Origin of the sequence: Nocardia albiluteola (assembly GCF_018860155.1) — a bacterium.
GTDB lineage: Bacteria > Actinomycetota > Actinomycetes > Mycobacteriales > Mycobacteriaceae > Nocardia > Nocardia albiluteola.
Genome location: NZ_JAHKNI010000001.1, coordinates 1,087,530 through 1,100,884 on the forward strand (window position 1 = coordinate 1,087,530; position 13,355 = coordinate 1,100,884).

Annotated in this window: 14 protein-coding genes and 4 tRNA genes; all 18 read left to right on the forward strand. The window is 65.1% G+C overall.

What is annotated here, in order from left to right:
* The first annotated feature begins 21 nt into the window (after positions 1-21).
* Positions 22-102 (forward strand) — tRNA-Tyr (locus KO481_RS04985).
* 186 nt (positions 103-288) lie between these two features.
* Positions 289-361, forward strand: a tRNA-Thr gene (locus KO481_RS04990).
* A 67-nt stretch (positions 362-428) separates the two neighbouring features.
* Positions 429-501: transfer RNA gene (locus KO481_RS04995), tRNA-Met, on the forward strand.
* Positions 502-546: 45 nt separating this feature from the next.
* The gene (gene rpmG / locus KO481_RS05000; protein WP_011211653.1) at positions 547-717 is read left to right on the forward strand and encodes a 50S ribosomal protein L33; all 171 of its coding nucleotides are present in this window, start codon (positions 547-549) and stop codon (positions 715-717) included.
* Between the two features lie 274 nt (positions 718-991).
* Positions 992-1,987: a fused (3R)-hydroxyacyl-ACP dehydratase subunits HadA/HadB gene (locus KO481_RS05005; RefSeq protein ID WP_215915968.1), complete on the forward strand. Its 996-nt coding sequence runs from the start codon at positions 992-994 to the stop codon at positions 1,985-1,987.
* Between the two features lie 208 nt (positions 1,988-2,195).
* Positions 2,196-2,268 (forward strand) — tRNA-Trp (locus KO481_RS05010).
* Between the two features lie 72 nt (positions 2,269-2,340).
* Entirely contained in the window at positions 2,341-2,724 is a 384-nt protein-coding gene (gene secE / locus KO481_RS05015; RefSeq protein WP_308166321.1) for a preprotein translocase subunit SecE, read from the forward strand.
* A 76-nt stretch (positions 2,725-2,800) separates the two neighbouring features.
* On the forward strand, positions 2,801-3,583 hold the full coding sequence (nusG, locus tag KO481_RS05020) for a transcription termination/antitermination protein NusG (RefSeq protein ID WP_215915672.1): 783 nt from the start codon (positions 2,801-2,803) through the stop codon (positions 3,581-3,583).
* 155 nt (positions 3,584-3,738) lie between these two features.
* Positions 3,739-4,173 (forward strand): 50S ribosomal protein L11, encoded by a 435-nt coding sequence (gene rplK, locus KO481_RS05025; RefSeq protein WP_215915673.1) that lies wholly within the window; start codon positions 3,739-3,741, stop codon positions 4,171-4,173.
* Between the two features lie 72 nt (positions 4,174-4,245).
* Positions 4,246-4,959, forward strand: coding sequence for a 50S ribosomal protein L1 (rplA, locus tag KO481_RS05030; RefSeq protein WP_215915674.1), 714 nt, complete (start codon positions 4,246-4,248; stop codon positions 4,957-4,959).
* Positions 4,960-5,404: 445 nt separating this feature from the next.
* Complete coding sequence (rplJ, locus tag KO481_RS05035; RefSeq protein WP_215915675.1) at positions 5,405-5,968, forward strand: 50S ribosomal protein L10; 564 nt, start codon at positions 5,405-5,407, stop codon at positions 5,966-5,968.
* A gap of 60 nt (positions 5,969-6,028) precedes the next feature.
* Complete coding sequence (gene rplL, locus KO481_RS05040; RefSeq protein ID WP_215915676.1) at positions 6,029-6,409, forward strand: 50S ribosomal protein L7/L12; 381 nt, start codon at positions 6,029-6,031, stop codon at positions 6,407-6,409.
* Positions 6,410-6,770: 361 nt separating this feature from the next.
* Positions 6,771-7,847 carry an ABC transporter ATP-binding protein gene (locus KO481_RS05045; RefSeq protein ID WP_215915969.1) on the forward strand — a complete coding sequence of 359 codons (1,077 nt, stop codon included), beginning with the start codon at positions 6,771-6,773 and terminating at the stop codon, positions 7,845-7,847.
* A gap of 87 nt (positions 7,848-7,934) precedes the next feature.
* Positions 7,935-8,651, forward strand: a complete 717-nt coding sequence (locus tag KO481_RS05050) for an MlaE family ABC transporter permease (RefSeq protein WP_245400498.1) — start codon at positions 7,935-7,937, stop codon at positions 8,649-8,651.
* Positions 8,652-8,653: 2 nt separating this feature from the next.
* Positions 8,654-9,511, forward strand: a complete 858-nt coding sequence (locus tag KO481_RS05055; RefSeq protein ID WP_215915678.1) for an MlaE family ABC transporter permease — start codon at positions 8,654-8,656, stop codon at positions 9,509-9,511.
* Positions 9,512-9,641: 130 nt separating this feature from the next.
* Positions 9,642-10,994 carry an MCE family protein gene (locus KO481_RS05060; protein WP_215915679.1) on the forward strand — a complete coding sequence of 451 codons (1,353 nt, stop codon included), beginning with the start codon at positions 9,642-9,644 and terminating at the stop codon, positions 10,992-10,994.
* A gap of 8 nt (positions 10,995-11,002) precedes the next feature.
* Positions 11,003-12,082, forward strand: coding sequence for an MCE family protein (locus KO481_RS05065; RefSeq protein ID WP_215915970.1), 1,080 nt, complete (start codon positions 11,003-11,005; stop codon positions 12,080-12,082).
* Positions 12,083-12,096: 14 nt separating this feature from the next.
* Positions 12,097-13,092 carry an MCE family protein gene (locus KO481_RS05070; RefSeq protein WP_215915971.1) on the forward strand — a complete coding sequence of 332 codons (996 nt, stop codon included), beginning with the start codon at positions 12,097-12,099 and terminating at the stop codon, positions 13,090-13,092.
* Positions 13,093-13,355 lie beyond the last annotated feature (263 nt).

A 13,355-nucleotide genomic window follows, 5' to 3' on the forward strand; every position in this document is an offset into this window, starting at 1 on the left:
GCGCGCTGAAGAGCGTGTTTTGGCGGATTGCCCGAGCGGCCAAAGGGAGCTGACTGTAAATCAGCCGCGCAAGCTTCGGAGGTTCGAATCCTTCATCCGCCACAACCGAACCCCCGTGGAATCACTCCATGGGGGTTCGTTCGTTCGCGGGCCCCGCGCCCGCGGCGATGAGCGCGGAAACCCGGCTTGACCTCACGGTTTGGTGAGATCGGGGTGGAGTGTGTAACCTCGTTCAAGGCTTCGGCGCCCCGGGTGCGAGCGATCGCAATCAGGAGCGCAGGTAGTCATGCCCCCTTAGCTCAGTCGGCAGAGCGTTTCCATGGTAAGGAAAAGGTCAACGGTTCGATTCCGTTAGGGGGCTCGCCGGATTGCCGGTGGTGGCCGACGGCATCTCATAGGGCCCCGGCACCATCGCAAGCCGACCCTATGGCGGTGTAGCTCAGTCGGTAGAGCAAACGACTCATAATCGTTGTGTCGCCGGTTCAAGTCCGGCCATCGCTACAAAGACCGAAACCTCCGTCAGGTTGACCCGAAAGAAGGCATATCGTGGCCGCGAAGTCCACTGATGTCCGGCCAAAGATCACCTTGGCCTGCGAGCAGTGCAAGCACCGTAACTACATCACCAAGAAGAACCGGCGTAACGACCCGGATCGGCTGGAGCTGAAGAAGTTCTGCCCGAACTGCGGCACCCACCGGGCCCACCGCGAATCTCGCTAGTACTCCACGCGTGCTGCTGCCGCGCGCGACGTCACTGACGGACCGGGAGGGAAGCTTGCGTTACCGCCGGGTCCCGGAGTACGTCGCTGTCAGAATCAGCCTTCATTGCCGGAGCAGGGTTTAACCCGCTCCGGCATTTGGCGTCTCACCCGGCAGTCAGCGCTCCGGCCGATCCCGGTAGCGGGGTCAGATAGGGACAGCTTTCGTGACAATCTCCGAAATCGAAACCGTCGCACCGGCGCAAGGTTCCGATCCGGCCGCCCATGCGCTGGCTATGGTCGGGCACCACTATCGCGTCGACGACTACTACGAGGTCGGCCGCGAGAAGGTGCGCGAGTACGCGCGCGCCGTGCAGGACTACCACCCGGCGCACTGGGACGAGGATGTCGCGGCCGAATTCGGCTACGACGGGCTGCTGGCCCCGGTGACCTTCATCTCCCTGGTCGGAATTCTGGCCCAGCGCAAGCTGTTCGAGCAGGTCGTCACGGGTTACGACCTGAGTCAGATCATGCAGACCGACCAGATCCTGGAATTCCACCGCCCGATCCGGGTCGGCGATCAGCTGATCTGCGATGTGTACCTGCACTCGTTCCGGCAGGCCTTCGGCGGCGACATCATCGTCACCAAGAACATCGTCACCTCGCGCGACGAGCTGGTCCTGACCACCTACACCACCCTGGTCGGGCGCAGCGGCGGCGATATCGACCCGAACATCGACAAGGCCGTGCGCAACGTGCTGATGCACGGCATCGGCGAGGAGGCGCCCGGAACTCATCCGCGCACCACGCCGCCGGGCTCCGAGCCGCCCAGGCGGGTCGCCACCGTCCCGAGGATCGCGCCGAGCAGGCGCGCGCTGCGCTTCGAGGACGTCGTGCTGGGCGCCGAGCTGCCGGCCCGTCTCGTGCGCCTCACGCGCGGCGATCTGGTGAACTACGCCGGTGTGTCCGGCGACGCGAACCCGATCCACTGGAGCGACGAGATGGTCAAGCTCGCCGATCTGGACAACGTCGTCGCGCACGGCATGCTCACCATGGGCCTGGGCGGTGGCTTCGTGACCTCGTGGCTGGGCGATCCGGGCGCGATCAAGGAGTACAACGTCCGGTTCACCAGCCCGGTCTACGTGTCCCCGGACAAGCCTGCCGAGGTCGAGTACACCGGCAAGGTCAAGTCGGTCGACCCCGAGACCCGCACCGCCGTCGTCGCGATCACCGCGCGGTTCGAGGGCAAGAAGATCTTCGGGCGGGCCACGGCAACCGTTCAGCTGGCGTAGGTGCTGCCCAGGGGCCGGATTGGCGGTGCGCGGGGGCGTACCGTACACTCGGGACTCTGGGGTCACCAGCCGCTGCGCGCTGCTCTGAAAGGGGCTGGTTCCGGGCGACTTTCGCCGGAGCTGGCAAACCGCAGGGGCGGCGCGCGTGTTGTGTGGTCACCCGGGTACAACTGAATAGCACGGTGCTGGAAAGTACAGATCCAGCCGAAGGGGCGTAGCTCAATTGGCAGAGCAGCGGTCTCCAAAACCGCAGGTTGCAGGTTCAAGTCCTGTCGCCCCTGCACCCGTAGCGACTGTTTGCAGGTCGCTCGAAAGTGCGAGAATGCCAGCGACGAAGCGTAGAGAGGATCGACGTGTCCGATGACGATGACACCGCCGCGGTGAGTCGTCCGAGCGGCAAGCGGTCGTCTCGGCGGGCTCGTACCGCATCGTCGGATCACGAGAACGGCTCGGTCGCCACGATCGAGCGGGATCGTTCCCGTGATGCCGCGGCATCGCGGAAGTCCGCCAAGCCGTCCGGCAAGAAGAACGCCGCGAAGGGTAAGGGCAATCCGCTCAAGCGCCTGGTGAAGTTCCTGAAAGAGGTCATCCAGGAGCTGCGCAAGGTCATTTGGCCCAACCGCAAGCAGATGGTCACCTATACGACTGTGGTCTTGGTGTTCGTGATCTTCACGGTCGCGTTCATCGCAGGGTTGGATCTGGCGTTCATCAAGGGTGTCAGCTGGCTGTTCGGCTAGCTGACGCCTCGGCGCCAGGCGGTAACCGCCGGCCACGCAGAGGAAGTTAGTGACGACACAGGAAGCGAGTGCCCCAGTGAGCACCCCGGAGAACGGCACAACCGAGGAATTCCCGGTCGAGGACGTGGCGGAGGAGTTCGCCGCGGCCGACGTCGAGGAGTCCGAGGATGCGGCGCCGATCGCGGAGCCCGCGCCGCAGGAGGCACCCGCCGCGTCCGACGACGAGGAGATCGATCCGGTCGCCGCGATGAAGTCGGCGCTGCGCCGCGCGCCCGGCGACTGGTACGTCATCCACTCGTACGCCGGTTACGAGAACAAGGTGAAGGCCAACCTCGAGACCCGCGTGCAGAACCTCGGACTCGAGGACTACATCTTCCAGGTCGAGGTCCCGACCGAGCAGGTCACCGAGATCAAGAACGGCCAGCGCAAGAACGTGCAGCGCAAGGTGCTGCCGGGCTACATCCTGGTCCGCATGGAACTGAACGACGAGTCGTGGGGCGCGGTGCGCAACACCCCGGGTGTCACCGGATTCGTCGGTGCCACCTCGCGCCCCTCGCCGCTGTCCATCGACGACGTGGTGAAGTTCCTGGTCCCCGCCGACCAGCAGCAGAAGAAGCCCGCAGCAGCCGCCGCCGGCGCCGCCGCCGCGGAGACCGCCACCGAAACTCTGATCAAGCCGACCATCGAGGTCGACTTCGAGGTCGGCGAGTCGGTGACCGTGATGGACGGCCCGTTCGCCACGCTGCCGGCCAGCATCTCCGAGGTCAACGCCGAGCAGCAGAAGCTCAAGGTGCTGGTCTCGATCTTCGGCCGTGAGACCCCGGTCGAGCTCGCGTTCACTCAGGTCGCGAAGATCTAGGGCGGTCGGGGGCGATTTACGGCCCCCGACGTCGCTCGACTACACTTGCTGGGTTGCGCCTCGGCCGACCGTATTTCTCGTGCGGTCGATAATGCCGGGGCGCGGTCCGGAAAAGGCTTACGGGAATCCGTAAGAAACCTAACCAAGGAAGAAAGATGCCCCCCAAGAAGAAGAAGGTCGCTGGGCTCATCAAGCTCCAGATCAAGGCCGGCGCGGCGAACCCCGCCCCGCCGGTTGGTCCCGCGCTGGGTCAGCACGGCGTCAACATCATGGAGTTCTGCAAGGCGTACAACGCCGCGACCGAGTCGCAGCGCGGCAACGTCATCCCGGTCGAGATCACGGTCTACGAGGATCGCTCGTTCGACTTCAAGCTGAAGACCCCGCCCGCCGCCCAGTTGCTGCTCAAGGCCGCCGGTGTGCCGAAGGGTTCGGCCGAGCCGCACAAGACCAAGGTCGCCAAGGTCACCATGGATCAGATCCGGGAGATCGCCAAGACCAAGCAGGAAGATCTGAACGCCAAGGACATCGATCAGGCGGCGAAGATCATCGCGGGCACCGCTCGCTCGATGGGTATCACCGTCGCCGACTAAGAGCCTCCCGGCTCGGTGGGAGGGACGGCCAGTCCCGCTACCACTTCTGACTCCAGAACAGGACAGACAATCATGGCAAAACGAAGCAAGGCTTATCTCGAGGCGGCTGCCAAGGTCGACCAGTCGCAGCTGTACTCCCCGCTGGCCGCCGCGCGGCTGGCCAAGGAGACCGCCACCACGAAGACCGACGCCACCGTCGAGGTCGCCGTGCGCCTGGGTGTCGACCCGCGCAAGGCCGACCAGATGGTCCGCGGCACCGTCAACCTGCCCCACGGCACCGGTAAGACCGCCCGCGTCATCGTGTTCGCGGTCGGCGACAAGGCCGCCGAGGCCGAGGCCGCCGGTGCGGACGCCGTGGGTGCCGAGGATCTGATCGAGCGCATCCAGGGCGGCTGGCTGGACTTCGACGCCGCGATCGCCACCCCGGACCAGATGGCCAAGGTCGGCCGCATCGCCCGCGTGCTGGGCCCGCGTGGCCTGATGCCGAACCCGAAGACGGGCACGGTCACCCCCGATGTGACCAAGGCCGTCAACGAAATCAAGGGCGGCAAGATCAACTTCCGCGTCGACAAGCAGGCCAACCTGCACTTCGTGATCGGCAAGGCATCCTTCGACGACACCAAGCTGGTGGAGAACTACGGCGCCGCGCTCGAGGAGATCCTGCGCGTGAAGCCCTCCACCGCGAAGGGCCGCTACGTCAAGAAGGTGACGGTTTCGACGAACACCGGCCCGGGCATCCCGGTGGACCCGAACCGCACCCGCAACCTCACCGAAGAGGACGCGTAGCAGTAGGACTTCGAAGGGCCGGTACGAATTTCGTACCGGCCCTTCGTGTTTCACGCCGACCGCGGGGGGTGGCCCGCCCGGGACGAGGAGTGCGATGCACCCCGTTTTGGCAGATGAGGGCACCTTCAGCTATCCTGGACGACGGTCGTTGGCTAGTTCAGCGATCACCCCCAATCGTTCTACCGAAGACCGTTGGTCGCTGTTCGCAGCTCGTGAGAGTTGCAGGCAGTCGAAGGTTCGGCGAATTTCGCTGGCGGCCCACGCAGGGAGAGCCGAGGTCGGGAAGCCGCGAGCCGCGAGGTTTGCGATGTTTCTTGTGCGCCCCGGAACGCTCTGCGTCCGGGGCGCTTCGCATTTCGCCCCCGCTCGGAAATCGGTAGCTGGGTCCCGGTCCGCCGGGACGACGACACCACTACAGAACCGACATCCAGAGAGGAGGCGAAGTATGGCAAAAACCTGGAAGGTCGAGGCGGTCGAGGAGATCGCCGAACAGTTCAAGGGCTCTACCGCCACCGTGGTCACGGAGTACCGTGGCCTGTCGGTCGGTAAGATCACCGAGCTGCGGCGGGCACTGGGCGAGAACGCCACCTACTCCGTCGCCAAGAACACCCTGGTCAAGCGTGCGGCCGCCAAGGCGGGCGTCGAAGGCCTGGATGAGTTGTTCGTCGGGCCGACCGCCATCACCTTCATCCACGGTGAGCCGGTCGACGCCGCGAAGGCCCTGAAGACCTTCGCCAAGGACAACAAGGCGCTGATCATCAAGGGCGGATACATGGACGGCGCCGCGCTGTCCGTGTCCGAGGTCGAGAAGATCGCCGACCTGGAGTCCCGCGAGGTGCTGCTGTCCAAGCTGGCCGGCGCCATGAAGGGCAACCTGTCCAAGGCCGCGAGCCTGTTCGCCGCGCCTGCCGGTCAGGTCGTGCGCCTGTTCGCCGCGCTCGAGGACAAGCAGCGTGCCGGTGCCCCGGCCGAGGCCGCCCCGGCCGATGCTCCGGCCGACGCCGAATAACCAAACCCCCCAACACTTTTCCCGCTTCGGCGGGGATGACCCCACTGAAAGGAAGCCATCATGGCCAACGTTGACGAGCTGCTCGAGACCATCGGCGGCATGACCCTGCTCGAGCTGTCGGACTTCGTCAAGAAGTTCGAGGAGAAGTTCGAGGTCACCGCCGCTGCGCCGGTCGCCGTGGCCGCCGTTGCCGGTGCCGCTGCCCCCGCCGAGGCCGCCGAGGAGCAGGACGAGTTCGACGTCGTCCTCGAGGGCGCTGGTGACAAGAAGATCCAGGTCATCAAGGTCGTGCGCGAGATCGTCTCCGGCCTGGGCCTGAAGGAGGCCAAGGACCTCGTCGAGAGCGCCCCGAAGCCGATCCTGGAGAAGGTCGCCAAGGATGCCGCCGAGGCCGCCAAGGCGAAGCTGGAAGAGGCCGGCGCCAAGGTCTCCGTCAAGTAAGACGGTTCGACACACGCGACGCGGCGTGTCGCAAAAGCGGGCGGTTCCCCCTGGGGGAGCCGCCCGCTGTCGTGTTTTTAGAGGAATGCGGCGGCGCCGCGGCATGGGATTTCCCACTTCGGAGGCCGGATTAGAACGTGTTTCTGCTGGTCACCCCGCAGGTGCGCTTTAAAAGGATCGCGGTACTCATTACTCGGCGGTAGGTAGGGATGGGATTGCACGTTTCCATGCGCTACAGTGGCCGCACCCAGTGCGACGCGTCACATCGCGCTGCGTTGTATCAGCCGCGAGCTGTATCGGATGCAGCCAGTCGGTGACACGGCGTTTGGGATGCTCGTTGGCAAGAAATGTGGAGGTTGGCGTGGGCGTCGAGGTCCGGACCGAGGGAGTCACGAAATCCTTCGGCTCTCAGCGTATTTGGCAGGATGTCACCCTGACTCTGCCCACAGGGGAAGTCAGTGCACTGCTGGGCCCCTCCGGTACCGGTAAATCGGTCTTCCTGAAGTCGCTGATCGGACTGCTGCGCCCCGAGCGCGGGTCCATCTTCATCGACGGTACCGACATCACGACATGCTCCAACAAGGAGTTGTACGAGATTCGCAAGCTGTTCGGCGTGCTGTTCCAGGACGGCGCGCTGTTCGGGTCGATGAATCTCTTCGACAACACCGCGTTCCCGCTGCGTGAGCACACCAAGAAGAGCGAATCCGAGATCAAGAAGATCGTTATGGAGAAGCTCGAGCTGACCGGTCTGCTCGGCGCGGAAAACAAACTCCCCGGCGAGATCTCCGGTGGTATGCGCAAGCGCGCCGGCCTGGCCCGTGCGCTGGTGCTGGACCCGCAGATCATCCTCGTCGACGAGCCCGACTCCGGTCTGGATCCCGTTCGCACGACATATCTGTCGCAGCTGTTGATCGACATCAACGCCCAGATCGACGCGACGATCCTGATCGTGACGCACAACATCAACCTCGCGCGCAGCGTGCCCGACAACATCGGCATGCTGTTCCGTCGCCAGCTGGTGATGTTCGGCCCGCGCGAGGTGCTGCTGACCTCCGAGGAGCCCGTGGTCAAGCAGTTCCTCAACGGCCGCATGGTCGGTCCGATCGGCATGTCCGAGGAGAAGGACGAGGCCCAGATGGCCCGCGAGCAGGCCCTGGCCGAGGCGGGTCACTACGACAACGGCACCGAGGAGATCGAGGGCATCATCCCGCAGATGAAAGCCACACCCGGTATGCCGGTTCGCCAGGCGGTGGGGCGGCGGCGACAGCGGGTCATGGAGATCCTGCACACGCTGCCGCACGCGGCCCAGGTCGCGATCCAGGAATCCATGGAAGAGAACGGCGATACACAAGTGCTGCCTGCCTATTCCGGGAACCCTCCGGAATACCCCGGCAACGCGTACGACACCACCGTGCGCCACAACACAACTAACGGGTAACATACGCGCGTGAATCAAACCCTGACGCGGCTGCGCACCCCGGTCGAGTCGGGTTTTGCCCAGGCTGGACACATCTTTGCGCTTCTGATGAGTGTCGCGCGTAAGACCTTTGTCCGTCCGTTCCAGTGGCGCGAGTTCATCGAGCAGTCGTGGTTCATCGCGAGTGTGTCGATCTTGCCCTCCGCCCTGGTGGCAATCCCGTTCGGCGCCGTTGTGGCGTTGCAGACCGGTTCGTTGATCAAGCAGCTCGGCGCCGAGTCGTTCACCGGCGCAACGAGCGTCCTGGCGACCGTCCAGCAGGCCGCACCCGTCGTCACTGCGCTTATCATCGCCGGCGCCGCGGGTTCGGCCGTGGCGGCGGATCTGGGCTCCCGCACCATCCGCGAGGAAATCGACGCAATGGAGGTGCTGGGCATCGATCCCGTTCAGCGCCTGGTGGTTCCGCGAGTGCTCGGCATGATGCTCGTGGCCCTGTTGCTCAACGGGCTGGTGTCCGTTGTCGGAATCTGCGGTGGCTATTTCTTCAACGTGATGCTGCAGGGCGGCACGCCTGGCGCTTATCTGGCATCCTTCTCGGCGCTGGCCCAACTGCCCGACCTGTGGATCGGTGAGATCAAGGCGTTGCTGTTCGGTCTGCTCGCGGGCGTTATCGCGGCATACAAAGGCTTGAATCCCAAGGGGGGACCGAAAGGAGTAGGTGAAGCGGTGAACCAATCCGTGGTTATCAGCTTCCTGGTGCTCTTCTTCGTCAATCTCGTACTGACGTTGGTGTACCTGCAGATCGTTCCCTCTAAGGGCTCTTAACCATGGTTGTTGCGCACCGATCCTCCAAGAACCTGCGCCGGATCGGCAGAGTAGTGCGGGGGCCTGTCGACGTCGTCGACCGCGCCGGCGATCAGATGTTGTTCTATTCCAAGGCGATCGCGTGGATTCCGCGCACCCTCGTGCACTACCGCAAGGAGGTCATGCGGCTGCTGGCCGAGGTGACCTTCGGCTCGGGCGCACTGGCGGTCATCGGCGGCACCATCGGCGTGGTCGTGATGATGTCGGCCTCGGTTGGCGTCGTGGTGGGCCTGCAGGGCTTCAAGGCCCTGGACTCCCTGGGGTCCTCGGTCCTGACCGGATTCCTGACCGGATACATCAACACCCGGGAGCTGGCGCCGCTGGTCGCGGCGCTTGCGTTATCGGCGACCGTCGGATGTGGTTTCACCGCGCAGCTGGGCGCGATGCGAATCTCCGAGGAGATCGACGCGCTCGAGGTGATGGCGGTGCCGGGCGTGCCCTTCCTGGTGACCACCCGCGTCATCGCGGGATTCGTGGCGGTGATCCCGCTCTACATCGTCGGCCTGCTCGGCACATTCCTCGCCTCGCGCCAGATCAGCGTGTGGTTCGAGGGGCAATCCACGGGCTCGTACGACCATTACTTCGGCCTGTTCCTGCCACCGCAGGATGTGCTGTATTCATTCCTCAAAGTGCTCGTCTTCGCATTCGTCATCATCCTGATTCACTGCTATTACGGGTTCAACGCCACCGGCGGACCCGCCGGCGTCGGCGTGGCGGTGGGACGCGCGGTGCGCGCGTCCATCGTGCTGATCAACGTTCTCGATTTCTTTCTCAGCCTTGCTATCTGGGGAACGACTACTACCGTGCGAGTGGCGGGATGAGCGAGCGTAGCGAGCGAACAATGTACACAGCTGCCATTGCACTTATGGCGGAGCCGAGCGTCAGCGAGGCAACGATGTACACAGCTGCCATTGCACTTATGCCGGAGCCGAGCGCCAGCGAGGCGGAGGCATGAGTGCAGCTGGGATTCAGTTCTGGCGGTCCACCGAAAAGCTGCGTGTGCGCACGCTCGGTGTGCTGTTCTTCGTGGTGATGGCGTTGTTCCTCGGCGGCACGGTCGCCATGTACAACAAAGCCTTCACCCCGGTGGTCAGGGTCGATCTGATCACCGATTCCGTCGGAAATGCGTTGACGCGCAACGCCGATGTGAAGGTGCGCGGCGTGACAGTCGGCGAGGTGCGCTCCAGCGCGTCGTCCGGCGACCAGGTCACCCTGCACCTGGCCATCGACCCGGGCAAGGCGACGGAGATTCCGTCCAACGTCACCGCGCGGCTGCTGCCCAAGACGCTGTTCGGCGAGCGCTACGTCGATCTGGTGTGGCCGCAGCAGCCCAGCGGGCACCTGGAGGCGGGGGCGACCCTGCACCAGGATTCCAGCGGTAACGCCATCGAGGTCAGCCAGCTGCTGGACAGCGTGATGCCGCTGCTGCAGGCCATTCCGCCGCAGTATCTGGCCTCCACGCTGGGCGCACTGTCGCAGGCGCTCGGCGGGCAGGGCGAGGAGCTGGGCCACACGGTCGATCGCCTGGACACGATCTTCCACGGGCTCAACGGCGTGATGCCGACCCTGCAGGGCGACATCCACAACTTCGCAAAGGTGGCCGATACCTACTCCGACGCGCTGCCGCAGCTGGTCGACGCCTTCAACGACCTGCGCACGCTCAATGCCACGATCGTGCAGAAGCATTCGCAGATCGACACGCTGTACAAGACGCTGACCCCGACCTCGTCGCGCACGGCCGATTTCCTGGTGGCCAACCACGACAACATCATCGACGTGGCCGCGGACTCGCGCGGGGCGCTGGAGGACCTGGCGTACTATTCGCCGTCCTACGCCTGCGCCATCAAGAACTTCGCGACGATGAAGCCGCGCATCGACGCCATCTTCGGCAAGGGCACCGATACGCCCGGCTCGCGCGTGACCGTGCAGCTGGTCAACACCCGCGGCCGGTATCTGCCGAACCAGGACGAGCCGCGGTGGTTCGATACCCGTCCGCCGGTGTGCTTCCCGGAGTACCCGCTCGGTGTCGACACCGGTCAGTACCCGACCGGGCCGGCCAACGACGGTTCCTACCAGGTGCCGTCCCGCAATCCGGGCCAGCAGAACATCGGCAAGCTGCCCCCGGCCCAGTTCTCGGTCTACGGTGCCGCCCACCCGGCCTCGCTGGCGGGCTCGCCGTCCGAGGAGCACGCGCTGGGCGCGATCTACGGTGCGGCGAACGGGGTTTCGCCGGATGCGGTGCCCTCCTGGGTGTCCCGGATCGGTGCCCCGGCTCTACGCGGAAGTGAGGTGAGTGTGAAGTGAGTGGTGCATTGCGCGGTCTGGGCGGTCCGCTGACCAAACTCGCCATCTTCGTCGTGGTGACTTTGGTGGCAACGGTTTTCCTGGGCATGACCATCGCCAACTACGCCGGCGGCGGCACCACCTTTCACGCCCGCTTCAGCGACGTGACGTCGCTGAACACGGGTGATGAGGTGCGCATCGCCGGCGTCCGCGTCGGCAAGGTCACCAACGTCAAGGTGGTGGACCGCGATCAGGCGCTGGTGGATTTCCAGCTGAGCGACCGTGATTCGCTGCCCGCCTCGGTGACGGCCACCATCCGCTACCGCAACCTGGTCGGCCAGCGGTACATCGCGCTGGAGCAGGGCACCGGCGCGCAGGGTCGAAAGCTCAACAAGGGCGGCACCATTGATCTGGCTCACACCCATCCGGCCCTGAACCTCACGACGCTGTTCGACGGGTTCCGTCCGCTGTTCCAGACGCTGACCGCCGATGACGTGAACAAGCTGTCCTACGAGATCATCCAGGTGTTCCAGGGTGAGAAGGGCACGATTGCCGATCTGGTCGGCACCACCGCCAGCCTGACCAACAAGATCGCCGACAAGGACGCGGTGATCGGCGAGATCGTGAAGAACCTCAATGCGGTTCTGGAGGCGGTCAATCAGAAGGACGGCGCCCTCAACGATCTGATCGTCAATACCGAGGCGCTGGTGCGCGGCCTGAACGCCGAGCGCGGCACGATCGGTTCCGCGGTCAGCTCGCTGGGCAATCTGGCCTCGGCCACCGCCGACCTGCTGGTGCCGACGGTGCCGACGCTGCAGGGTTCGATCGCGGGGCTGAACCAGCTCACCGGCACCCTGAACGATCGCTCGCCCGAGGTGAACGAGGGGCTGAAGAATCTGCCCATCAAGATGGAGAAGCTGGGCCGCGCCGCGAGCTACGGCTCCTGGTTCCAGTTCTATCTGTGCGGCATCGACATCGTCGCGGGCCCGGGCATGAAGGACGCGGGGAACCTGAATATTCCTTCGGCCATCGCGAATATGCCGACGGTGAATCAGCCGATCTACACCAATCCCGCGCCGCGGTGCCACGGGAAGGGCGGTGGCCAGTAATGGACGAACGAACCATGCTGGGCAAGCGCAGCCCCGCGTTCATGGGCGCGCTGGGCCTGTTCCTGGTGCTGCTGGTGGCGGTGTCGGTGTTCTACATCGACCGGCTGCCGATCATCGGCGCCGGCACGAAGTACGTCGCCGAATTCTCCGAGGCCGCCGGGGTGAAGAAGGGCGACGAGGTACGCATCGCCGGGGTCAAGGTCGGTGCCGTCACCGATGTCGGCCTCGACAGCGACCGCGTGCTGATCAGCTTCCGGACCCAGGACGCCTGGGTCGGGAACGAGACCACCGCCTCGATTCAGATCAAGACGCTGCTGGGGCAGAAGTACCTGGCGCTGGACCCGAAGGGGACCAAGCCGGCGGATCCGTCGCAGCGGATCCCGTTGTCGCGCACGGTGTCTCCGTACGACGTGACCGAGGCGTTCGAGCAGGCGGCGCAGAGTATCGAGCAGACCAACACCACGCAGCTCGCGCAGAGCATGCAGGTGCTGTCCGACGCGTTCTCCCAGACGCCGCCGGAGATCCGGGGCTCGATCGACGGCGTCGCGCGGCTGTCCGAGACGCTGGCCAAGCGTGACGACCAGCTCAAGCAGCTGTTCGCCGCGGCCAACAAGACCACCCAGGTGCTCGCCGACCGCAATACCGAATTCGAGCGGCTGCTGGCCAACGGCGGCCAGCTGCTCGCGGAGCTCAATATTCGCCAGGCGGCCATCGCGCAGTTGCTCAGCGGTGCTAAAACCGTTGCGGCCGAACTGATCACGCTGGTGCATGACAACGAGCAGCAGATCGGCCCGGCACTGACCAACCTGCAGAAGTCCATCGACATGCTCAACGACAACCAGCAGAACATCTCCAAGACGCTGACGCTGGCCGCGCCCTTCTACGGCCTGTACGCCAACGTGCTGGGCAACGGCCGCTGGTTCGACGCGGTCATCGTCAACCTGGTCCCGCCCGCTCTGCCGGACATCCCCGGCAACCGGCCCCCGATCCGGACTCTGGGAGGTCGCTGATGGCATCGGAAAAGGGTGATATGCCCACCGAACAGTTCCCGGTGCAGCCCTCCGGGGCCGACGCTACCGATGCGAAGGCATCCGGCGCGAAGGCATCCGAAGCGACGGCGTCGAAGGAATCCGCGGCGGCGGGCGCGAATGAGGCTCCCACGCAGCAGATTCCGGTGCAGAAGCCAGACACGGCCGCTGCGGCGAAGGCAACCGAGCCGGCCGCGGCGGACGGTGATTCGGCCGCCGAGGCGCCGACTCAGCAGTTCGCGGCC

What these genes read in the sequence shown, in the direction of transcription:
- KO481_RS05070 (WP_215915971.1), top strand. Translation starts at nt 12,097, where the DNA reads ATGCTGGGCAAGCGCAGCCCCGCGTTCATGGGCGCGCTGGGCCTGTTC.
- rplA (WP_215915674.1), top strand. Translation starts at nt 4,246, where the DNA reads ATGGCAAAACGAAGCAAGGCTTATCTCGAGGCGGCTGCCAAGGTCGAC.
- rplK (WP_215915673.1), top strand. Translation starts at nt 3,739, where the DNA reads ATGCCCCCCAAGAAGAAGAAGGTCGCTGGGCTCATCAAGCTCCAGATC.
- KO481_RS05060 (WP_215915679.1), top strand. Translation starts at nt 9,642, where the DNA reads ATGAGTGCAGCTGGGATTCAGTTCTGGCGGTCCACCGAAAAGCTGCGT.
- rplJ (WP_215915675.1), top strand. Translation starts at nt 5,405, where the DNA reads ATGGCAAAAACCTGGAAGGTCGAGGCGGTCGAGGAGATCGCCGAACAG.
- rplL (WP_215915676.1), top strand. Translation starts at nt 6,029, where the DNA reads ATGGCCAACGTTGACGAGCTGCTCGAGACCATCGGCGGCATGACCCTG.
- KO481_RS05005 (WP_215915968.1), top strand. Translation starts at nt 992, where the DNA reads ATGGTCGGGCACCACTATCGCGTCGACGACTACTACGAGGTCGGCCGC.
- KO481_RS05055 (WP_215915678.1), top strand. Translation starts at nt 8,654, where the DNA reads ATGGTTGTTGCGCACCGATCCTCCAAGAACCTGCGCCGGATCGGCAGA.
- KO481_RS05050 (WP_245400498.1), top strand. Translation starts at nt 7,935, where the DNA reads ATGAGTGTCGCGCGTAAGACCTTTGTCCGTCCGTTCCAGTGGCGCGAG.